General features: G+C 55.4%; 20 protein-coding genes and 1 pseudogene. 16 read left to right on the top strand and 5 right to left on the bottom strand.

Translation table 11 applies throughout. The features are described 5' to 3' along the window. The first annotated feature begins 436 nt into the window (after positions 1-436). Entirely contained in the window at positions 437-1,636 is a 1,200-nt protein-coding gene (locus CVU60_13805) for a D-alanyl-D-alanine carboxypeptidase (protein ID PKN40918.1), read from the top strand. A 124-nt stretch (positions 1,637-1,760) separates the two neighbouring features. On the opposite strand, the gene CVU60_13800 is transcribed toward CVU60_13805, so the two are convergent. The 5 genes and pseudogenes from CVU60_13800 to CVU60_13780 all read right to left on the bottom strand — a co-directional run bounded on the left by CVU60_13800 (position 1,761) and on the right by CVU60_13780 (position 5,505). After that, positions 1,761-2,105, bottom strand: coding sequence for a hypothetical protein (locus CVU60_13800; GenBank protein PKN40917.1), 345 nt, complete (start codon positions 2,103-2,105; stop codon positions 1,761-1,763). A gap of 99 nt (positions 2,106-2,204) precedes the next feature. After that, positions 2,205-2,570, bottom strand: a complete 366-nt coding sequence (locus CVU60_13795) for a hypothetical protein (protein PKN40916.1) — start codon at positions 2,568-2,570, stop codon at positions 2,205-2,207. A 144-nt stretch (positions 2,571-2,714) separates the two neighbouring features. Next, on the bottom strand, positions 2,715-3,692 hold the full coding sequence (locus CVU60_13790) for a lipoate--protein ligase (GenBank protein PKN40915.1): 978 nt from the start codon (positions 3,690-3,692) through the stop codon (positions 2,715-2,717). 102 nt (positions 3,693-3,794) lie between these two features. Beyond that, a pseudogene (locus CVU60_13785) lies at positions 3,795-4,071 on the bottom strand (sodium:sulfate symporter). A gap of 549 nt (positions 4,072-4,620) precedes the next feature. Further along, positions 4,621-5,505: a hypothetical protein gene (locus CVU60_13780; GenBank protein PKN40914.1), complete on the bottom strand. Its 885-nt coding sequence runs from the start codon at positions 5,503-5,505 to the stop codon at positions 4,621-4,623. Between the two features lie 143 nt (positions 5,506-5,648). Here CVU60_13780 and hisD point away from each other — a divergent pair, with 143 nt between their 5' ends. The 15 genes from hisD to CVU60_13705 all read left to right on the top strand — a co-directional run bounded on the left by hisD (position 5,649) and on the right by CVU60_13705 (position 20,542). Continuing rightward, positions 5,649-6,965, top strand: a complete 1,317-nt coding sequence (hisD, locus tag CVU60_13775; protein ID PKN40913.1) for a histidinol dehydrogenase — start codon at positions 5,649-5,651, stop codon at positions 6,963-6,965. Positions 6,966-6,989: 24 nt separating this feature from the next. Further along, positions 6,990-8,192, top strand: coding sequence for an aminotransferase (locus CVU60_13770; GenBank protein ID PKN40912.1), 1,203 nt, complete (start codon positions 6,990-6,992; stop codon positions 8,190-8,192). Further along, on the top strand, positions 8,192-8,572 hold the full coding sequence (locus CVU60_13765; protein PKN40911.1) for a reactive intermediate/imine deaminase: 381 nt from the start codon (positions 8,192-8,194) through the stop codon (positions 8,570-8,572). Before CVU60_13770 ends, CVU60_13765 begins: the two co-directional genes overlap by 1 nt. Positions 8,573-8,609: 37 nt before the next feature. Further along, entirely contained in the window at positions 8,610-9,614 is a 1,005-nt protein-coding gene (locus tag CVU60_13760; GenBank protein PKN40910.1) for a D-cysteine desulfhydrase, read from the top strand. 15 nt (positions 9,615-9,629) lie between these two features. Further along, the gene (locus tag CVU60_13755) at positions 9,630-10,349 is read left to right on the top strand and encodes an aspartate racemase RacD (GenBank protein ID PKN40909.1); all 720 of its coding nucleotides are present in this window, start codon (positions 9,630-9,632) and stop codon (positions 10,347-10,349) included. A gap of 163 nt (positions 10,350-10,512) precedes the next feature. Continuing rightward, complete coding sequence (locus CVU60_13750) at positions 10,513-11,511, top strand: C4-dicarboxylate ABC transporter substrate-binding protein (protein ID PKN40908.1); 999 nt, start codon at positions 10,513-10,515, stop codon at positions 11,509-11,511. A 59-nt stretch (positions 11,512-11,570) separates the two neighbouring features. Further along, the gene (locus tag CVU60_13745) at positions 11,571-12,104 is read left to right on the top strand and encodes a TRAP transporter permease DctQ (GenBank protein ID PKN40907.1); all 534 of its coding nucleotides are present in this window, start codon (positions 11,571-11,573) and stop codon (positions 12,102-12,104) included. Positions 12,105-12,136: 32 nt separating this feature from the next. Next, positions 12,137-13,420, top strand: coding sequence for a C4-dicarboxylate ABC transporter permease (locus CVU60_13740; GenBank protein ID PKN40906.1), 1,284 nt, complete (start codon positions 12,137-12,139; stop codon positions 13,418-13,420). A gap of 351 nt (positions 13,421-13,771) precedes the next feature. Beyond that, positions 13,772-14,380: a heterodisulfide reductase subunit C gene (locus CVU60_13735; GenBank protein PKN40905.1), complete on the top strand. Its 609-nt coding sequence runs from the start codon at positions 13,772-13,774 to the stop codon at positions 14,378-14,380. Further along, complete coding sequence (locus CVU60_13730; protein ID PKN40904.1) at positions 14,373-15,257, top strand: heterodisulfide reductase subunit B; 885 nt, start codon at positions 14,373-14,375, stop codon at positions 15,255-15,257. Before CVU60_13735 ends, CVU60_13730 begins: the two co-directional genes overlap by 8 nt. 10 nt (positions 15,258-15,267) lie before the next feature. Further along, on the top strand, positions 15,268-17,250 hold the full coding sequence (locus tag CVU60_13725; protein PKN40903.1) for a disulfide reductase: 1,983 nt from the start codon (positions 15,268-15,270) through the stop codon (positions 17,248-17,250). Continuing rightward, the gene (locus CVU60_13720) at positions 17,217-17,708 is read left to right on the top strand and encodes a hydrogenase iron-sulfur subunit (protein PKN40902.1); all 492 of its coding nucleotides are present in this window, start codon (positions 17,217-17,219) and stop codon (positions 17,706-17,708) included. Before CVU60_13725 ends, CVU60_13720 begins: the two co-directional genes overlap by 34 nt. A gap of 22 nt (positions 17,709-17,730) precedes the next feature. Beyond that, positions 17,731-18,687 carry a 4Fe-4S ferredoxin gene (locus tag CVU60_13715; GenBank protein ID PKN40901.1) on the top strand — a complete coding sequence of 319 codons (957 nt, stop codon included), beginning with the start codon at positions 17,731-17,733 and terminating at the stop codon, positions 18,685-18,687. Then, entirely contained in the window at positions 18,687-19,715 is a 1,029-nt protein-coding gene (locus CVU60_13710) for a hydrogenase (GenBank protein PKN40900.1), read from the top strand. Before CVU60_13715 ends, CVU60_13710 begins: the two co-directional genes overlap by 1 nt. Next, positions 19,712-20,542: a hydrogenase gene (locus tag CVU60_13705; protein PKN40899.1), complete on the top strand. Its 831-nt coding sequence runs from the start codon at positions 19,712-19,714 to the stop codon at positions 20,540-20,542. Before CVU60_13710 ends, CVU60_13705 begins: the two co-directional genes overlap by 4 nt.

Raw genomic sequence — 20,542 nt, 5'->3', positions numbered from 1 at the left:
TGTGTGCTATCGGCGGCAGGAAGTCCTGCCGCCTTTTTTGTGCTCAAAGGGAACTGCTGATGCCCTCCTGGTTTGCAATTCTGCAGGCGAAATAGAATGATCAAAGCCGATTCATGCAATCCGTGGGTTTGTTCACGGCTTTTTCTGGAAGGACTTGAAAGGGGCCTGATGATGCATAATTGACAGGTATGCGAGCTACAGGTGTGACTTAAGCAAAGTACCGATACGTCATCCTTTGATTTTCTATCCGTTTCCTGTTGAAGTATGGGGGTGTTGCATGTAAGATACGGATACGTTCACATTTGATTTGCGTATGCAGTTTCGCGGATAGGACAATTTTTTTGGTTGATAACCAATCGATTACATTGTGTTTATTTGGTTTCTTCGCCAGCCCGGCGCTTGACCGCTACGTACTTGAACCGTAAAGGCAAGGCCCATGACGAAAAAATGCACTTCACGATTTTTGATCCTCGTGGTCATATATGCCCTGATCAGCGGATTGGCTGGAATCGGTTTTTCCGCTTTTGCGTCTTCCGGGTCGCACGTCTTCCGGGCCACCGTGGTGCCCAGGCCCGAGGCCGTCAGCCCCGTCGGCCAGACTCCGGATCAGCCGGAACCCACCAAGGCCTCTCCGTCCGCTTCGCAACCGCCATCCAAGAAAAAGGCAGCTACAGCAAAAACCAGGACGGCCGAGCCCAAGTCCGAAACGGCAGGGCAGGCCTCAAAGGCCCCTTCCAAGCCGGCCGCCCAGTCCAAGGCTGCGGATGCCAAAACCGGGAAGCCCGCCGCGGACAAGGCCGGACCAGCCAAACAGGCCGCAAGGCCCGGTACCTCCAAGGACCTGCTCCTGAATGCGCAGGCAGCATTGCTGATCAACATGTCCACCGGAGAGATCTATTACGAGCACAACCCGGACAAGGCCATTGCCCCGGCTTCCATTACCAAGCTCCTGACATTGTACATCATTCGCGAAGCCCTGGCCCAGGGAAAGCTTTCGACGTCGACTCCCATTCCCGTCAGTGCAGAGGCCGTCAAAACAGGCGGGTCGCGCATGCGCCTCAAACGTAATGAAAAGGTCCCGCTGGGTGAGCTCATCAAGGGGATCAGCGTGGTCTCGGCCAACAACGCCTGCGTGGCCGTGGCCGAATATTTCGGCAAGGGCGATCCTTCCAAGTTCGTGGCGCAGATGAACGCAAAAGCCAAGAAGATCGGCATGGTCAACAGCCGCTTCAAGAATCCCAACGGCCTGCCCGCATCGGGCCAGCTCTCCACCGCCCGGGATATCGCCAAGCTGTCCGTGGCCTATTTGCGCACGTTTCCCGAATCGCTGAAGGTGCACTCCATGACAACTCATACCTTTCACGGTGCGACGCATCGCAACGCCAACACGCTTTTGCGCACATACAAGGGCGTGGATGGACTCAAGACCGGCTTTGTCTGTGATGCTGGCTACAACATCACGGCCACAGCCAAGCGCGGCAAGACGCGGCTTGTGGCCGTGGTGCTCGGCGCACAGAATTCCGCAGTGCGTCAGCGGGAGACGGCCAAGCTGCTTGATTACGGATTCCGGCGCGCAGCCAAGGCCGAGAAAATCGCCCAAAAGGCATCCGTCCCGGCCAAGAAGCCTGAAGTCTGATCAAGGCGCGGACTTTGCCGATGCACATAAAAAAGGGATTCCTCAAGAATCCCTTTTTTATGTGCTCAAGTCCAGAGCCGGGCGCAAGGACAACTGTCCCCGGAGCCGCGTGGAGAAGACGCATTCAGGTCTGTTCGGCCACCGCCTGTTTGAGGGGGAGCAGTTCGTCGAATTCGACCCCGATGTAATAAAGTCCCATCAGGGAATTGTCATCGATTTGTCCCCAGCGCACGGTCCCGTGCATTTCCTCGATAGCCTCGAAACGTTCGACCTCCGTACTCGCAGCAGCCACGATGACCCTGTCACCCATGTTGAAGCTGTAGTCGGATTCAATGAGCAGACCGCCGCGGCCGATGTTTATGATCCGTGCCGAGACGACCATGTCGGTCTCGCTCTGGGGGATGATCCTGCAGGGAAGCAGGCAGCCGAAGCGCTTCCATTTTCTGTTCTTCTGCATCTCGTGAGCCATGGAAAAATCCTCTCGCTGGGGCAAGTTTTCTTTTGGGAAAGGTAAAATTTCTGGCTATATAGATGATGCGTTGAGACAACACAAGGAGAATGGACGCGATTATTGCTCTGTCAGCAGCATTCTGCGTGGCAGTTCACGTTCCAGCGCGACCCCAATGTGGTAGATGTTTTGCCCCAGGGCAGTCGTGGACTGGCTCCAGCGCACCGTGCCGACCAATATCTCGGCGAACTCGAAGAGCAGGGCGTCGTATTCATCCTCAAGGGTGATGGCGACGCGCTCGTTAGCGATGAAACCCTGTTCCGTCGCGAGCATGACCCCGCCCGGGCTCAGGTTGATGATGCTGCCCAGGGCCGAGTTGCGGGTGTCGCCTTCGTAGCTGATCTTGCACGGCACGGTTATCGGTTCGCGGTCCCAGCGGCGCTTGTTTCGGTCCATTTGTTCCTCTTCGCGTTGGTTTGACTTCATGCAACATGAAGGTTCGGGAGTGTTCCGTCAAGCATTGTCGGCAGCAAATGGCCTCATCCGAATTTATTGCAAACGGTTCTCAATTTTACTTTGTATGTGTAACCATTCCGATCACGCTGTGTCGGACGTGCAAGGAAGAACATATCAGAAAAGACAGTCCATGAATGTCGCGTTATCCACGTTGCGAATGAATTCGTCGATCCGGACATTCGCCAGGTGTCTGGACAGTTCGCTCCGTTCGTGACGGCAGCCCGCGAGCAGGGCTTCAAGCTCAGCCACGGTTCGCGCTCCGAAGAAGTCCCCGAAAATCCTGGCCTGTTCGATGCGGCCGTGCCGGACATCGAGGTGAACTTCCACAACGCCGCCCTCGGTGCGCGTGCCCCGTGTGAAGCCATAGTTGGGCGAGGAGCCGAAATTCCAGTCCCACGTGCCGTACTTCGATTCGACAAGCCCGTTTATGGCCGCTTCCTCGCTCGCGCGAAGGCCGGGCAGGGTTTCTGCCTCGTTGCCGGAAACATAGGCCATGACGCGGCGGACGAAGGTCTCCACATCAATGGGCTCGGGCAGGTGGCTTGAAATGTTGGTGACCCGCTTGGCGACGCTCTTGACCGCCTTGTCCACGTACTTGACCGGATTGATCCTTAAGGCTCCGGACAGGTCGGCCATCTGTGAGGAGAAGAGCAGGGTGCCGTGATGCAGGACGCGGTCCTTTTCCAGGAGTTGTGCGTTGCCGGAAAACTTTTGCCCGTCGATGACCAGGTCGTTGCGGCCTTCAAACCGGCAGTTTACGCCCATGGCCTGCAGGGCTTCCATGATCGGGGCGGTGAAGCGATGGAAGTCCAGCTGTTTGGTTTGCTTGCCGAGTTGGATGAAGGTGAAGTTGACGTTGCCCAGATCGTGAAACACGGCCCCGCCACCCGTCAGGCGTCGAATGACCGTGATGCCGCGCTCACGCACGAATTCCTCGTCGATCTCCGAGGCGGTGTTCTGGTTGCGTCCGACGATGACGGCGGGCGCGTTGCGCCAGAGCATGAAGATGTCCGTGTCCGTGTGGCGCAGCAGCCATTCCTCGGCGGCGAGGTTGAAGGCCGGGTCGGTGCTGGTGTTGTGGATGAAGCGCATGGTGCTCCTTGGCTAATGGTGGGAGGCGCCGTGAAGAATTGATGTATGAAAGCTGCCCCAGCCATGATTTCATGGCTGGGACAGCGGAGGAACAGTCGGAGGCTAAAGAACGAATTTCCAGTACGGGATAGCGATAAAGGCGATGAAAAAGGCCGTCAAGACCATGCGCACGGCCAGGACTTTGACCATGTCTTTGAAGAGCATGAATCCGGAGCTGAAGAAGTAGAGGAGCACGGCGTATTCATACGGGACTACGTAGTACAGGACCCTGGGATTCATATCCATCTGCACGCCCAGTTCGACGAGGGGGGGGGAGGTGAGGGTGGTTGTCGCGGCCAGGGGGCAGCAGAAAGTGCTTGAGGATGAGAAGCCCGACCATCAATCGGACGGGTTTGGCTGGGCAACCGGATGCAGCATGAAGCGGACAAAAATTGCCCTCAAAAAACTGCCATGGGATGGCTTTGGCTAAACCCAGAAGTATTTAAAATACATTATCGTCGATTAAATTTCAATTAATTGCGGAATGTAGCCCTGTTTTTCATGGCGGATCAATCATCAATGCACAAGCGCCCCGACCGAGTTTTCGGCCGGGGCGCTTGTGTTTCGACGGTCTATTGGTTGTCCTGTGGAACATCCATTATTTCGGATTGTTGCTCGATATTGTCATGATTGTGCGGATGTGCACCTGGAACGTGGTTTGCGCTTGTTCTTCGCCGTGAACACGAGACGCGCAGGGAACTGCTGCGTTTGATTTTTCAACGAGCAGATCTACGCGCTGCACCTTGTCATGAGCTTCGCCGGGCATGGCGGCTGCCAACATGATTTTCGAAATGTAGAGATGTCTGCCGGGCGTCCCGGGGAAACCGGACAAGCCTGCCCGACAGGAATCTGGAGCGGAGTGATCTTTGCTTGAATCGCGAGTGTTTTTTTACTGCTGAGGACTTCTTGATATCTTGCTGTATTCCTTGTCTATGAGTTCAAGTCCTCCAAGGATATTTCTCTTTAAAGTTTTTAATAATGTTTCACTATCTTTTTCACGAAGTGCTTTTATTATTATCTCATGATCCTGTATGAATTGCTCACAATCATCTGTTTCATATCTGTAAATGTTCAAGAATATTTCAACTGATTCAAGAAGTTTGTTTACTATAAAGCAAAGATGTAAAAGTTTTGATGCTTCATACATTCTTCTGTGAAACATCTGATCAAGAGTAAAAAAATGCTCGCATGTTCCTTCACGATCACGCATTTTTTCGCAAAGATATTCAAGATCCGCAAAGTCTTCTTTGGTTAAGTTGTTCATCGCCTCAAGCGCAAGCTTGCTTTCGATATCGACCCGCAATTCATAAAGATACTTCATCTCCTTCAAATTGGGTGGCGTGGTGACGACAGCTCCCTTGTACGGGACATTTTTCACCAGTCCGGACCTGTCGAGGCGCATGAGGGCTTCGCGTATCGGGCCGCGTCCAATGTTCAATTCCTGTTCCAGTTCCGCCAGGACCAGTCGCGTACCTGGGAGTTTGGCCCCGCTCAGGATCAGGTTTCTGATTTTTTCGTAGGCTTTCAGAGATTTGATGTTCGACGCGTCGGAACTCAAAACTGTTCTCCTTGACGCCCGTCGCTTCAGGACGGGGTTGTGCGTTTGGTTTTTTCGGCAGCCTGCTGATTGTCGGATGATCTGAGTTACGCACCAGAAATGGCGGAGTGCTCCCCAAAAATCATTTCCGGTGCGAATGGTCGGCCCGTTGGGCGCGAGGCAGGCGCGCTCGTTTCCGTAAATCGGCCTATTATCTCTGGGAGCTTGATCCGACAATAGTTATTTTCGGAAATATTTTATAAAATATTTTATAAAATGTTGACAAGAACGCCCAAAAGGGGCGAAGGGGAGGTCGACAGCAACTGGTTGGGGAGCTCGGCCAACAGTGGTTCCAAATGAATAAATCAAGGAGACGTGTTGTGGAGTATATCAAGAAGGCTATCGCGACAGCCGAATCAAAAAGCGAAGGTGTTCGCGATTCGGTCAAGAAAATTTTGACTGATATCGAGGAAGGCGGAGAGGCTGCAGTTCAGGAACTCGCGAAAAAATTCGACAACTGGGAAGGGGATTTCATTCTCAGTGAGGATAAGAAGTCGCGGCTCATCAAAAGCGTCCCTGAATCCGTAAAGGACGACATCCGTTTCGCCCATGGCCAGGTTCATGCATTCGCCAAGGCGCAGCGGGACAGCATCCAGGAGTTTGAAACAGAGAATTTTCCGGGAGTTTCTCTCGGTCAGAGAATCATTCCCATGGATGTCGCTGGGTGTTACGTCCCCGGTGGTCGTTTTGCTCACGCCTGCTCAGCCTTGATGAGCGTCGCAACCGCGAAGACAGCCGGTGTTCCTTTTGTTGTCGCGGCCTCCCCGCCACGCGGTGACGCCATTGATCCTGCTGTCGCCTACGCGATGGATTACTCCGGGGCGGATGTCATTCTTGAACTCGGAGGAATCCAGGCCATCGCCACCATGGCTTTGGGCTTGTTCACAGGTCGGCCTGCCAATATTCTGGTAGGACCGGGTAATGCTTATGTCGCCGAAGCCAAGGCCTGTCTGGCCGGAACGGGACGTTGCTGCATCGACGTTTTCGCGGGCCCCACCGAGTCCGCCGTCATCGCGGATTCGACCGCGGACCCCATGACGGTAGCCATCGATCTCGTCTCCCAGGCGGAGCACGGGTATGATTCCCCGGTTTGGCTTTTCACCGACAGTCGCGAGCTCGCCCAGAACGTGTTGACACTGATGGATCAGCTTATCGACGATATGCCAAATCCTGAAGTGCCGCGTTCAGCCTGGAGGGATTACGGCGAAATCATCCTGTGTGCTGATCGCGAGGAACTGTGCCGCGTGAACGACCTCTACGCCGCCGAGCATGTCCAGGTAATCGCCGAGGATCTCGATTGGTGGCGATGCAACCTGAAGTCCTACGGGTCTCTGTTCCTTGGTGAGGGCAGCACCGTTCCTCACGGCGACAAGTGCTCCGGCACAAACCACATCCTGCCGACAAAGAAAGCCGGCTATTACTCCGGCGGTCTCAACGTCCACAAGTTTCTGAAAATATACACATATCAGCAGATCAGCACGGAAGCTAACAAGACCATCAGTGCCGTGGCCTCGCGTTTGTCCCGCGTGGAAGGAATGGAGGGGCATGCCCGGGCCTGCGATTGGCGTCTGAAGAAGTACTTCTCGGAAGAATCTTGGGATTTTCATGTCTATAATCATCCGGATTACAAGTATTAATCAGCTTGGTTCAAAGGAGGCGGCATGAGCTCGGAGAGAAAAACCTTCCGTAAGGATTTTACCCGGCAGGAAGCTATTCCCGAGGAAGGGATGAAGTGTGCGATCGAAATCATGCAGAGCGGAAAGCTGCATCGATACAACGTCGGTCAGGGCGAAATCGGCGAGGCGGCCTTGCTTGAGAAAGAGTTCGCCGAGTACATGGGAGCAAAATATTGCCTTGCATGTGCGTCATGTGGAAGTGCGATGTACCTTGCCTTGAAGTGTATTGGCGTTAAGCCTGGCGACAAGGTATTGTGCAACGCATTCACACTGGCTCCAGTTCCTGGCGCAATAGAGAACTCAGGAGCTGTTGTCGAGCTTGTCGAGATTACGGAAGACTACACAATAGATCTTGAAGATCTTGAGAAAAAGGCGCGCGAATCGCAAGCGAAGTTCTTTCTCATATCCCATATGCGCGGACACATCGCGAACATGGGGCATGTCCTTGAGATCTGTGAAAGAAATGGGCTTCAGCTCATCGAGGATTGCGCACACACCATGGGGGCGACCTGGGATGGCCGCAAGAGCGGGTCCTTCGGCAAGATCGGTTGTTTCAGCACGCAGACCTACAAGCATATCAACTCCGGCGAAGGCGGCCTCCTTGTCACGGACGACGAGGAAGTCATTGCCAAAGCCATCATCTATTCGGGTTCGTACATGCTCTATGAGAAGCACGTGTCCCGACCGCCGCTCGAGGTCTTCGATCGGTTCAAGCTCCTCACTCCAAATTACAGTTGCCGCATGGACAACCTGCGTGCGGCGCTTCTTCGCCCGCAACTCGCGGTGCTCGATCAGCGCTGCGAACGGTGGAACGAGCGTTACCGCCTTCTTGAAGAGCGACTGCGCGGAATTGCCGGTATCATGTGCCCGACTCGCGAATCACGGGAAGGCTATGTCGGCAGCTCCATTCAGTTCAGCCTCCCCGGTATTGAGGAATCAAGGATCAGACAGTTTCTTCAGGCCAACGAGGAGCGCGGAGTCCACATCAAGTGGTTCGGCCATGTCGAGCCGGTCGGCTTTACCAGCGCGTATCAGAGCTGGAAGTATTTCGGGGCTCTTCCGGATCTTCCCGGGAGCAATCGTGTCCTCGCCAAACTTTGCGACATGCGCATCCCGCTCACCTTCGAGCTGGAGGATTGTTCGCGCATCGCCGACATTATTGCTGAAACAGCAAAGGAGATATTCTGATGAAGAAAACAAAAATTCATTCCGACAAGGCGCCGGCGGCGATCGGCCCCTATTCCCAGGCCATTGCCTCGGGAGAGCTTGTCTTCGTGTCCGGGCAACTGCCCATCGATCCCGCGACGGGTCAGATTCCCGGTGATTCCATAACGCACAGGACCCACCTTTGCCTGCAGAACATGCGCAGCATCGTCGAAGCAGCCGGCGGCAGCCTCGGTGGTGCCGTCAAAACGACGATCTTTCTGACTGACATGAATGATTTCAAGGCCGTCAATGCGGTCTATGCGGAATATTTTGACGAGCCCTTCCCTGCCCGAAGCACCGTTCAGGTTGCTGCGCTGCCCTTGGGGGCGGACATCGAGATCGAAGCCGTCTTTCAGATCTAACCCTTAACGAATTGGTCATATGCCAACGAGGTAGAAGATGAATTTCACCAAGTTTCCCAGACGTCCGTACCTGAACGGCCCCACCCCGATCGAATCCATGCCGAACCTGACCAAGGCTCTGGGCGGGGATGTAAATCTCTTCATCAAGCGCGATGACCTGCTGCCTGGCGCGGCCGGCGGCAACAAGACGCGCAAGCTCGAATTCTGCATCGGTGACGCTTTGGAAAAAGGCGCCGACACCATCATTACCTGCGGTGCCGTGCAGTCGAACCACTGCCGCCTGACCCTGTCCTGGTCCGTCAAGGAGGGCCTTGATTGCCATCTGGTTCTCGAAGAACGCGTCAAGGGATCCTACAAGCCCGAGGGCAGCGGCAACAACTTCCTGTTTCAGCTTCTGGGCGTGAAGAGCCTGCGCGTCGTGCCTGCCGGTTCGGACATGATGGCCGAGATGCAGAAGGTCGCTGACGGGCTCGCCGCCGAAGGTCGCAAGCCCTATATCGTCCCCGGCGGAGCTTCGAACGCCATCGGAGCCCTTGGCTATGTCTCGTGTGCTGAAGAGATACTGGGCCAGTTGAATGACATGCGCCTGCCTGTCGACCATGTCGTTGTTCCTTCCGGAAGCGCCGGCACCCATGCGGGCATGGTCGTTGGCATGTATGGAATGAATGCAAACATTCCCGTGAGCGGCGTGAACGTGTCCCGCAAGAAGCCGGTTCAGGAAGAGATTGTCTTCAACCTGGCTTCCGAGGTCGCCCGCAAGCTCGGGTTGAGCTCCGACGTCCCCCGCGAACAGGTGGTCTGCTATGACGAATACGTTGGTCCCGGCTACTCCCTGCCCACCGAGAGCATGGTCGAGGCGGTGAACCTGTTCGCCAGGACCGAGGGTGTCCTGCTCGATCCGGTTTACTCAGGCAAGGCTGCGGCCGGACTGATTGACTTGGTTCGCAAGGGCGCATTCGGAAAAGGCACCAACGTTCTTTTCCTGCATACCGGCGGTTCTCCGGCATTGTATGCGTATCTCGACACCTTTTACGGCAATTAGGCCCGGAGCGTCGAAATGACAGAGCAGATGACGGAAAAGATCGTCGGCATTCTCGGCGGGATGGGGCCTGAGGCCACCATAGACCTCATGATGCGGATCATGAGGCTGACCCCGGCCAAGGACGACATCGACCACATTCATTGCATCGTCGACAACAATCCCAAGGTTCCTTCGCGCATCAAGGCCATCATCGAAGGAACAGGGGAGAGCCCGGCGGCATGCATGGCAGGCATGGCCCAACGTCTGGAAGCGAGCGGTGCCGATTTTATCGTCATTCCCTGTAATACGGCGCATCATTACCACGGGGACGTGCAGAAAAGCGTGCACGTCCCTGTGCTCAACCTTATCGAACTGACTGTCGAATCCGTTCTCGGCGCACTTCCCGGCGTCGGCACGGTCGGCCTCCTCGCTTCACCAGCTGTCCGGATCACGGGTCTCTACGAGAATATTTTCCTGCCAAGGGGAGTGGAGGTCGTCTATCCGACCCTGGAGGATGAAGGCCGCTTGTTCCAGCTGATCAGAGAGATCAAGGCCGGGGCGCGTGGTGAGAAGGTCCGGCGTGATTTCGGTGAAATCGTGTCGGGGCTGAGTTCGATGGGGGCCGAGGTAGGCATTATCGCCTGCACGGAGCTCAGCGTTGTTGGCGAGGGCGACTTCCCTATGCCCGTGTTCGATGCCGCGGACATCCTGGCCAAAGAGATCGTGGATATCGTGAAAAACAACAAAGAGTATTGATTCATTGATGATAAAGTTTTCTGCTGTCTTTAATGCGGGTGAAATTTCAATTTTTTAGTTTTTTCTGCAGGAGGTGACTGGGCACTATTGCACGTTTCAGGAGACTTTTGCTTTCGCACTGTGTGAATCAAAAAACGCAAACAATGATCACAAGGAGAAAAAAATGCCTCGGAAAATTAAATTACTGGTAGTATGTCTGACTCTTTTGCTTGCTTTTGGTGCCGGTGACGTCTTTGCGAAAAGGATCGTCAAGGTAGGTATGGGTGATCCGATGGAGTCGGACCAGGGCGCATTTGCAAAAAGATTCAAAGAGAATCTTGAAGGACTTTCCAACGGTGAGATCGAGGTTCAGCTTTTTCCGGGCGGTTCTCTGGGCACTGAAACCGAAATGTTGCAGAATGCCCGCATGGGTACTCTGGATGTGGCAATTGTTGGCGTCGGCAACGTCGTCCCCTTCGTTCCTCAATTCGGAGCATTGAGCTATCCGTACCTGATCGAGAATCACTATGACGCCGTCAAGGCGACGACAGGTTACATGGGCGCATACTGGAACAAGATCGGAGAGGAGAAGGGCGGATTCACGGTGCTCGGCTGGACGTACTCGAATTTTCGATTCGTGACCAACTCCGCAAGGCCCGTCAATGCCCTCGCAGACCTCGCCGGTCTGAAGATCCGCGTCCCCCAGAACAAGGTCATCCTTGCCACGCTCACCGCACTGGGTGCCAATCCCATCCCCATGGCATGGTCAGAGACGTTCACGGCCATGCAGCAGAAAGTTATCGACGGCCAGGAGAATCCCTACATCGTCAATTACACGATGAAGTTCCAGGAAGTTCAGAAGTACCTCACCGAAACGCATTATCAGTATTCGTTCCAGCCGATGGTCATGGGCGTCAAGACCATGAAGAGCTTCGACGACGCGACCAAGGACATGGTTATCCGTGCTGGTATCGAGGCGCAGCAGTATTGCCTTCTCTTCCAGGTTCTTGAAGCTGAGAAAGCCAAGAAAGGCATGCAGGACGCCGGTGTTGAAGTCTCGATCCTGAAAGACGAAGATCAGTGGAAAGAGATCGTCAAAGCCAAAGTATGGCCTGAATATTATGACTTTGTTGGCGGAAAGGAAGTGATTGACACCATGATGCTGCATCTTGGGAAGAAGTAATTGCGCAGAAGAAAGGGGAAGAGGAAGCTCTTCCCCTTTTTTTTAAAAAGGGGCAAAAAATGGTCGCAAAAAAAATACTATGTTTTCTAGATAATATAGAAAAATATGTATGCCAGTTGATGTTAGCATTCTTTGTTGTAATTTTATTTGCGCAAATTATTTTGCGGGCATTGTTCAATATTGTCTTGCCTTGGAGTGAAGAAGTTTCACGATTTTCATTTGTGTGGTTTGTTTTTTTTGGTGCATCTTATGCTGCAAGACTTTCTGCTCACAACAGAGTCACTGTTCAGTTTCGTTTGTTGCCTGAATCATTTGGAAAATTTGCACAAATATTGTCTGATTTGATATGGATTGGATTTAATATTGTAATGGTTGTAGAAAGTTTTAAAGTTATTGAAAGCATGAAGGAGTTTTCATATTATTCTCCAGCACTTGGGTGGTCAATGGCATATGTTTATTACATATTCACTATAAGCTTTACCCTTATGTCTTTGAGAATAGTACAGGTAAATTATATCAAGTATATACTTAAAGAAGATATAAAAGATGTTGATCAGGTCGATCCAGACGAATTTAAACAGTTGACTGAGTAGTTGATCAAAACCGGCCGTAACGGAGAAAATCAATGTCTGAAGCTACAATATTATTTTTAAGTTTTGGAATTCTGCTTTTAATGGGGGGACCGATAGCCCTTGCTTTGGGTGCCGCGGCGATGATCACTTTTCTCCTGGACGGTCAGGATCTTTCGAGTTTGGTCCAGATCGCATTCAGTTCAGTCAACTCCTTTCCGATTATGGCTCTTCCCGCATTCGTTTTGGCCGGTGCCTTGATGGAATGTGCCGGAATTTCCAGACGTCTGGTGCGTATCGCGGAGGCAATGATTGGAAGGGTCACCGGAGGGCTCGCGATCACGACAACCTTGGCCTGCGTTTTTTTCGGTGCGATTTCGGGTTCTGGTCCGGCCACGACCGCTGCCGTCGGCATGCTCATGATCCCGGCCATGATCAAAAAAGGATACGATCGGGGTTATGCTGCCGCAGCTACCGGTACATCAGGAGGTCTGGGAATCATCATTCCTCCGAGTATTCCGATGGTAATCTATGGCGTAACCGCCCAGCAATCGATAACAAAGATGTTTATCGCCGGCGTTTTTCCAGGTCTGATCATTGCTTCCGTGATGGTTCTCATGCATTATCTGATTTGCAAGGCAAAGCATATCGGATTGAGTGATGAAGAATTTAATTACAAAAAGTTGATTAATACGGTAAAAGAAGGATTTCTAGCGATTTTGGCTCCAGTTGTAATACTTGGTGGTATATATTCTGGTGTATTCACTCCAACAGAAGCAGCTATTGTAGCAATTTTTTATACACTTTTTGTTGGAATATTTGTTTACAAAGAAATTACTTTAAAAGGAATCGCCAAGTCGCTTGAGACGACGTCATGGCTGACCGGGCGAGTTCTTATCATCATGTTTACAGCGTATGCATTTGGAAGAATCCTTGTTCAGTACAGGATTCCGGATATGATTGCCGAAGGTTTGTTGAACTTCACGACAAATTTGACCATAATCTGGATTCTCGTCGTGATGTTCCTGGTGTTCATAGGAATGTTCATGGAGACCTTGGCAATCATCATGATCGTCACTCCCGTACTGCTTCCCGTCATGGTGGCCCTTGGGGTCGATCCCATTCATTTTGGCATCATTCTCATCTGTTGCCTGTCCCTGGGCTTTTCGACGCCGCCACTCGGGGAGAATATATTCATTTCATCCGGCATCGCCCAAGTGTCGCTGGAGGAGATATCGGTAAAATCGCTCCCGTTCATTGCGGTCAGCCTCGTAGCCATCATGCTTATGGTCATTTTCCCGCAAACGATTCTCTGGCTTCCTTCATTCTTCGGATATTGATTCCAGGCTGTAATCCTCCTGATGCGGACTATCCGCAGAGAATGCGCAAAAAATGGCGCATTCTCTGCGGTTGTTTTTATCAGAACGTTAATTACGACGACTGGCCGATTGGTCTTTGTCCGTCAGGCTGGCGCTGCCTGGACGCGGTTTCGGGATCGTCCCGTCCCGGTTCGGGGACTGGACAATTCTTGGGACCAAGTACTATGGCACTAAATCTGCTTAAAAGAAACTCCATGTCCCGGAAACACACACTTTCAGCAGATGCGTTGTATCAATTTGGGTCACCCGCCCGTTCGGGCGGTGTGTCAAAAAGGTTCATTGAGCGTGTTGGTTTTTTTGGGGACTGGATTCATGTCAACCGGACGGTTCGCCGTTCTTTACCGCAAGTTGGGTATGTCCATGCAAATCTTTGATCTTGCCACTGCCGACCTTGAGTTTGTCGCCGAGGTCGAAGCCCGCAGCCATCAGAAAATCAGGAACTGCTACCAGTGCGGCAACTGTACGGCCGGGTGTCCGTACACGTTTGCCTACGATTATTCGGTCAGTCAGATCATGCGTCTGATCCAGGCCGGGCAAAAGGAAGCAGTGCTGAAAAGCCGTTCATTATGGCTGTGCGGCTCCTGTCAATCCTGTACCACGCGTTGTCCGAACAAGATCGATGTCGCGCTGGTCATGGATGTCTGTCGGCACATGGCCCGGGAAGCCGGGTACGCCACGGAACGCTCCGTGAAGATTTTCGCCGATTCGTTTCTGGCCTCGGTCGAGCGCCATGGCCGCGCCTATGAGCTGGGTCTCATGGCCGCTTACATGACTCGCTCCGGCCGCGTATTCACCGATGTCGATCTGGCTCCGCAGGCTCTCATGCGCGGCAAGCTGCCGTTCAAACCGCACCAGATCCAGGGGCGCGAACAGGTGGCCCGCATTTTCGAGCGGTTCCGCAAAGGAGGCGACAATGTTTAAAATCGCGTATTATCCGGGCTGTTCCGGTCAGGGCACATCCCTGGAATACGACAACTCCACCCGAGCGGTCTGCAAGGCCCTGGACGTGGAGCTGGTGGATATCCCGGACTGGAGCTGCTGCGGATCCACTCCCGCGCATACCGTGAATCATGTCCTGTCCGCGGCCCTGTCCGCCCGCAACCTGGCCCAGGTCGAGGTCATGGGCATGGATCGGGTGACAACGCCCTGTCCCAGCTGTCTGACCAATCTGCGCACCGCCGCCCACAAGATGGAAGATCCCGCGTTTCGGACCAAGGCCAATGCGCTCCTCGACGTGCCCTGCAACGGTAACGTGGACGCGCAGTCCGTGTTGCAGGTGCTGACCGAGAATGTGGACATTGAGCTGATCAAGTCCAAGGTGGTCAAGCCTCTGACCGGAATCAAGATCGCCTGTTATTATGGATGCATCATGAACCGGCCCCCGGAGCTGATGCGTTTCGACCACCACGAAAATCCCATGGCCATGGACAACCTTATGGCCGCGCTTGGCGCCGAAGTCGTGCCTTTTGCACTCAAGGTCGAGTGCTGCGGTGCGTCTTACGGCATACCGCGCAACGACATCGTGACCCGGCTTTCGGGCAAGCTGCTGGACGCCGGGCGTGATGTGGGCGCCGACGCCTTCGTGACCGCCTGTCCGCTGTGCCAGATGAATCTGGACCTGCGGCAGGGACAGATCAATCACGCCCTGCACGAGAAATTCAAGATCCCGGTTTTCTATTATACCCAACTCCTTGGCTATGCTCTGGGACTGGACCGCGCGCAGCTTGGCTTTGAAAAGCTCTGTGTCGATCCGAGACTCGCCCTGGGCAAGATCAAACAACCGGCGCAGGCCAGGTAGGGAGGACGCAATGCGAATTGGTGTTTTTATCTGCCATTGCGGCAGCAATATTGCCGGAACCGTGGACTGTCCGTCCGTTGCGGCCACGGCCCTGACCTACCCGGACGTGGTTTTTTCCACGGATACGATGTATGCTTGTTCCGAGCCCGGGCAGGACGCCATCATCCAGGCCATCAAGGACAAGAATCTCGACGGCGTGGTCGTGGCCTCCTGTACCCCGCGCATGCACGAACCCACTTTCCGCCGGACAGTGGAGCGCGCGGGACTCAACCGCTACATGTTTGAAATGGCCAACATCCGCGAGCATGTCTCCTGGATCGGCAAATCAAAGGATCTGAACACGGGCAAGGCCGCCGAGCTGGTGCGCATGGCCGTGGAAAAGCTGCGCCGCGACAAGCCGCTGATCCCCAAACGCTTCGAGACGGTCAAGCGCGTGCTGGTCATCGGCGGCGGCGTGGCCGGCATCCAGGCGGCGCTCGATTGCGCGGACGGCGGGCAGGAAGTCATCATGGTCGAGCGCGAGCAGACCATCGGCGGCAAGATGGCCAAGCTGGACAAGACCTTCCCCACGGTGGACTGCTCATCCTGCGTTCTGGGCCCGAAGATGGTCGACATCGCCCAGCATCCCAACATCACACTTTACGCCTGCTCCGAGATCGAAGCTGTCGGCGGGTACGTTGGCAACTTCCAGATCACCATCCGCAAGAAGGCGACCTTCGTGAACTGGAAGGACTGCACGGGCTGCGGCCTGTGTGTGGAAAAATGCCCCAGCCGCAAGTTTCCCGACAAATTCAACGAAAATCTCTGCAACGCTCCCTCCATCAACATCCCGTTCCCGCAGGCCATCCCCAAGAAAGCGGCCATCAATGCGGAATCGTGCATCATGTTGACCAAGGGCAAGTGCGGACTGTGCGCCAAGGTCTGTCCGGTCAAGTGCATCGACTTCGAACAGAAGGATGAGCTCATCAATGTGGATGTGGGCGCCATTGTCGTGGCCACGGGTTACGACCTCTTCGATTGGCACAAGTATCCGCAGTACGGTGAAGGCCGCTACCCGGATGTGGTCACCTCCATGCAGTACGAGCGCATGCTTTCGGCTTCCGGTCCTTCGGGCGGACACATCAAGCGGCCCTCCGACGGCAAGGAGCCCAAAAACGTGGTCTTCATCCAGTGCGTGGGTTCGCGCGACAAGTCCGTGGACCGTCCGTACTGTTCAGGCTTCTGCTGCATGTACACCGCCAAGCAGACCATCCTGACCAAGGACCATATCCCCGATTCCCAGTCATATGTCTTCTACATGGACATCCGTTCGCCGGGTAAGCTCTACGACGAGTTCGTCCGCAGGGCCATGGAGGAGTACGGGGCGCAGTATGTGCGTGGCCGCGTGGCCATGATCTATCCCAAGGGCGACAAGCTCATCGTGCGCGGCGCCGACACTCTGGCCGGTACGCAGGTGGAGGTCCCCGCCGACCTGGTCGTGCTGGCCGTGGGCGCCGAATCGGCCAAGGGCGCGGTGCAATTGGGCGAGAAGCTGCGTGTGGCTCCGGATCAGTACGGCTTCTTCGTCGAGAGTCATCCCAAACTCAAGCCCGTCGAGACCAATACTGCCGGCGTATTCCTGGCCGGCGCCTGTCAGGGTCCGAAAGACATTCCGGCTTCGGTCAGTCAGGGCAGCGCCGCCGCTTCCAAGGTTCTGGGTCTTCTCTCCAAGAAGGAACTGGAATCCGATCCGGCAGTTTCCAGGGTCAATCCGGCCCGCTGCGTTGGCTGCGGCAAGTGCATTCAGACCTGTCCGTTCGGAGCCATCAAGGAAGTCCAGGACCGCTTCGGCAACCCCAAGGCCGAGGTCATCGACACGGTCTGCCAGGGCTGCGGCATCTGCACGGTTACCTGCCCCCAGGGCGCCGTCCAGCTTGAACATTTCACTGATAACCAGATCCTCGCGGAGGTGAACGCCTTATGCCCGCCCAAGATGTTCGCGAATTACGAATAGTCGGCTTCTTATGTAACTGGTGCTCCTACGGCGGCGCGGACACGGCGGGTGTATCCCGTTTCAATCAGCCTACGGATCTGCGCGTCATCCGCGTACCCTGTTCCGGCCGTATCGATCCGCTCTTCATCGTCCGTTCCCTCATGAACGGCGCGGACGGAGTGCTCGTTTCCGGCTGTCACCCCCGGGATTGCCACTATGCCGAAGGCAACTTCTACGCCCGGCGCAGGCTCGAAATGCTCAAACGCTTCCTGCCCATAACAGGCATCGATGCGCGCCGTTTCGAATATACCTGGGTTTCGGCGTCGGAAGGACAGCGCTGGCAGCATGTGGTCACGGAGTTCACGCGCCGTATCCATGAGCTCGGGCCCGCGCCGACCTTCAACCCGGCGTCCGAGGCGGACTGGAACACGCTGGCCGTGCAGGCTGGCCAGGGGCAGACTTGCCCGTGTCACGGATAGATTTGCAATAACAGGAGGACATATGTCCCAATTGGATGATCTCAAAAATGCCATCAAGAGCCACCTGGGCGAGCTTGAGTGCGTCATCGGCTGGGAGCAGGGCTATGATCCGCTCCATGCCACGCCGCTCTTCATCCGCACCGAGGCGGATCTTGACCGGCTTATGATAGGCCCCTTGGCCGTGCACAACCTGGCCACCTACCTGACCGGGTACAAGGGCAAGAAGATCGGAGTGGTGGTCAAGGGCTGCGACAGCAAGAGCGTGATCCAGCTCCTGAACGAAAAGCTGATAAACCGCGAGGATGTCGTGATTTTCGGCCTCTGTTGCGACGGCGTGGTCAGCCAGCGCAAGATCCGCGCGGCCCTGCCCGCCGATCCGGGATTCGTGGAGTCGGTGGAGATTGGCGCGGGTGACCTCAAGGTCTCCGTGGCCGGTCAGTCCGCGACCCTCAAACTCTCCGACGTGCAGGCCGACAAATGTCTGACCTGCGCCACTCCCGACGCCATCATCTCCGACGTGCTGATAGGCACCGCCCATACTCCGGCCCCGGCCGCGAGCACGGCCTGCCAGGATGAGTTCGAGGCCAAGAGCGACGCCGAAAAGCTCGCTTTCTGGCAGGAGACCATGAGCCGCTGCATCCGCTGCTACGCCTGCCGCAATGCCTGTCCCATGTGTGTCTGCCGCGACCATTGCATCGCGACCAGCCGCGACCCGCTGTGGATCAGCCAGGACAATTCCCCGGCCGAGAACATGATGTTCCAGATGGTCCATGTCTCGCATCTGGCCGGGCGCTGCACGGAATGCGGTGAATGCGAACGGGCCTGTCCCGTGGACATTCCGCTCATGCTGCTTAGGCGCTGGATGAACAAGCAGGTCAAGGACGTGTTTGAACTGCAGGCTGGCACGGCTCTGCAACAGACCCCGCCTCTCTTGACCTTCAAGGTCGAGGAAGAGCGCATCAACGAGCGAGGCTGGTAATGGAACGATTCATAACAAAAGAGAACCTCACCCGACTGGCCGAGGAACTGGCCGCCTCCTGCCGCGTACTTGCGCCGGTGGCCACCTGCGGCACCGTGACCTTCCGTCGTTTTCAGCCGGGCATGACCATGGATCTGCATTCCCGCATGGCGACGGTGTCACCCAAGGCCGCGACGTTTCCGCAGACCGAAACCCTGCTGACGGTCAAGCGCGAAATCCCGGAGAAGAAGCCGGAAATCACCGAGACCCTGCCCGAGGGTAAGAGCGTTGTCATCGGTTGCCGCCCCTGCGGTGCGCGAGGCAAGCTTATCTTCAACCCGGTTTACGAGACGGACAAGACCAAGGACCCCTATTACATCCGGCGTCGGGACAACACGGTCTTCATTTCGCTGGCCTGCGACCGCCCCGAGACGACCTGCTTCTGTCACAGCGTCGGCAGCGGCCCTGCGGATTCAGATGGTTCCGACGTGCTTCTGACTCTGGTCGGGGAAGGGTATGTGGCGCGTTCCGTCACGCCTGTCGGCGAGGAAGTCATGAAGTCCTCCCTTTTCGGGGACGCGGGCGACAAAGGCAAGGAGGCGGATGCCAAGAATGCCAAGGCCAGGGAGATGATGGGCGAGGCCCATGATCATGCCTCGGCCCCGGCCAGTCTCCTGGCCCGCTTCGACGACATGGACTTCTGGCAGGCCCAATCGGCCAAGTGCATCTCCTGCGGAGCCTGCACCTACATGTGTCCGACCTGCTACTGCTTCAACATCACCGACGACGATATTGGCCTTGAAAGCCGGCGCATCCGCAGTTGGGACAATTGCATGTCCCATACCTTCACCCTGGAAGGCAGCGGTCACAACCCGCGTCCGACCAAGGCGCATCGTCTGAAAAACCGTGTCGGGCACAAGTTCAGCTACTACCCGGATCTGCACAAGGGCGTCATCGCCTGTTGCGGATGCGGGCGGTGCATCAAGCAGTGCCCCGCCGGAGTCGATATCCGGCAGATCGTGAAAGCAGCACAGGAGTACTCCGAATGAATGCCAATCCCTATCTCCCGGACATGGCCACCATTGTCGAAGTGATCCAGGAGACGCACAACATCAAGACCTTCCGCATCGTCATCAACAACGAAGAGCGCATGAAGGCCTTCACCTTCCGGCCCGGACAGGTAGGGCAGCTCTCGGTCTTTGGCGTGGGCGAGTCGACCTTTGTCATCAACTCCTCGCCGACCCGCAAGGACTACCTGCAGTTCAGCGTCATGCGCGTGGGCGAGGTCACGACCCGCCTGCACCAGCTGCAGCCAGGCGACCAGATCGGCGTGCGCGCTCCTCTTGGCAATTCCTTCCCGGTGGAGGACTTGAAAGGCAAGAACATCGTCTTCGTTGGCGGCGGCATCGGCATGGCGCCCTTGCGGACCCTGTTTACCTACATGCTCGATAACCGTAAGGATTACGGTGATATAACGCTTTTGTACGGTGCGCGCAGCCCCGCCGACCTGACCTACAAGGCAGAACTGCCGGAGTGGACGGAACGCAAGGATGTGAACACCGTGCTGACCATCGACAACCCGTCCGAGGGCTGGGAGCACAAGGTCGGCCTCATCCCGAACGTGCTGCTCGAAATCAATCCCTCGCCCAAGAACACGGTGGCCATCACCTGCGGGCCGCCGATCATGATCAAGTTCACCCTGCAGGCCCTCAAGAAACTGGGTTTTGAGGACGAGAACATCCTTACCACCCTGGAAAAGCGCATGAAGTGCGGTGTGGGCATCTGCGGGCGCTGCAACATCGGCACGAAGTACGTGTGCATGGACGGCCCGGTCTTCACCTACGCCCAGCTCAAAGAGCTGCCCTCGGAATTATAG

This window comes from Deltaproteobacteria bacterium HGW-Deltaproteobacteria-18 (assembly GCA_002841885.1).
GTDB lineage: Bacteria > Desulfobacterota > Desulfovibrionia > Desulfovibrionales > Desulfomicrobiaceae > Desulfomicrobium.
This window is presented reverse-complemented; position numbering and strand designations above follow the sequence as displayed.

Coding starts and splice junctions, on each gene's coding strand:
- CVU60_13770 (PKN40912.1), top strand. CDS start 6,990: ATGAGCTCGGAGAGAAAAACCTTCCGTAAGGATTTTACCCGGCAGGAA.
- CVU60_13710 (PKN40900.1), top strand. CDS start 18,687: ATGGAACGATTCATAACAAAAGAGAACCTCACCCGACTGGCCGAGGAA.
- CVU60_13705 (PKN40899.1), top strand. CDS start 19,712: ATGAATGCCAATCCCTATCTCCCGGACATGGCCACCATTGTCGAAGTG.
- CVU60_13745 (PKN40907.1), top strand. CDS start 11,571: ATGGTCGCAAAAAAAATACTATGTTTTCTAGATAATATAGAAAAATAT.
- CVU60_13805 (PKN40918.1), top strand. CDS start 437: ATGACGAAAAAATGCACTTCACGATTTTTGATCCTCGTGGTCATATAT.
- CVU60_13725 (PKN40903.1), top strand. CDS start 15,268: ATGCGAATTGGTGTTTTTATCTGCCATTGCGGCAGCAATATTGCCGGA.
- CVU60_13800 (PKN40917.1), bottom strand. CDS start 2,105: ATGGCTCACGAGATGCAGAAGAACAGAAAATGGAAGCGCTTCGGCTGC.
- CVU60_13760 (PKN40910.1), top strand. CDS start 8,610: ATGAATTTCACCAAGTTTCCCAGACGTCCGTACCTGAACGGCCCCACC.
- CVU60_13740 (PKN40906.1), top strand. CDS start 12,137: ATGTCTGAAGCTACAATATTATTTTTAAGTTTTGGAATTCTGCTTTTA.
- CVU60_13755 (PKN40909.1), top strand. CDS start 9,630: ATGACAGAGCAGATGACGGAAAAGATCGTCGGCATTCTCGGCGGGATG.
- CVU60_13715 (PKN40901.1), top strand. CDS start 17,731: ATGTCCCAATTGGATGATCTCAAAAATGCCATCAAGAGCCACCTGGGC.
- CVU60_13765 (PKN40911.1), top strand. CDS start 8,192: ATGAAGAAAACAAAAATTCATTCCGACAAGGCGCCGGCGGCGATCGGC.
- CVU60_13720 (PKN40902.1), top strand. CDS start 17,217: ATGCCCGCCCAAGATGTTCGCGAATTACGAATAGTCGGCTTCTTATGT.
- CVU60_13730 (PKN40904.1), top strand. CDS start 14,373: ATGTTTAAAATCGCGTATTATCCGGGCTGTTCCGGTCAGGGCACATCC.
- CVU60_13735 (PKN40905.1), top strand. CDS start 13,772: ATGTCAACCGGACGGTTCGCCGTTCTTTACCGCAAGTTGGGTATGTCC.
- CVU60_13795 (PKN40916.1), bottom strand. CDS start 2,570: ATGAAGTCAAACCAACGCGAAGAGGAACAAATGGACCGAAACAAGCGC.
- CVU60_13750 (PKN40908.1), top strand. CDS start 10,513: ATGCCTCGGAAAATTAAATTACTGGTAGTATGTCTGACTCTTTTGCTT.
- CVU60_13790 (PKN40915.1), bottom strand. CDS start 3,692: ATGCGCTTCATCCACAACACCAGCACCGACCCGGCCTTCAACCTCGCC.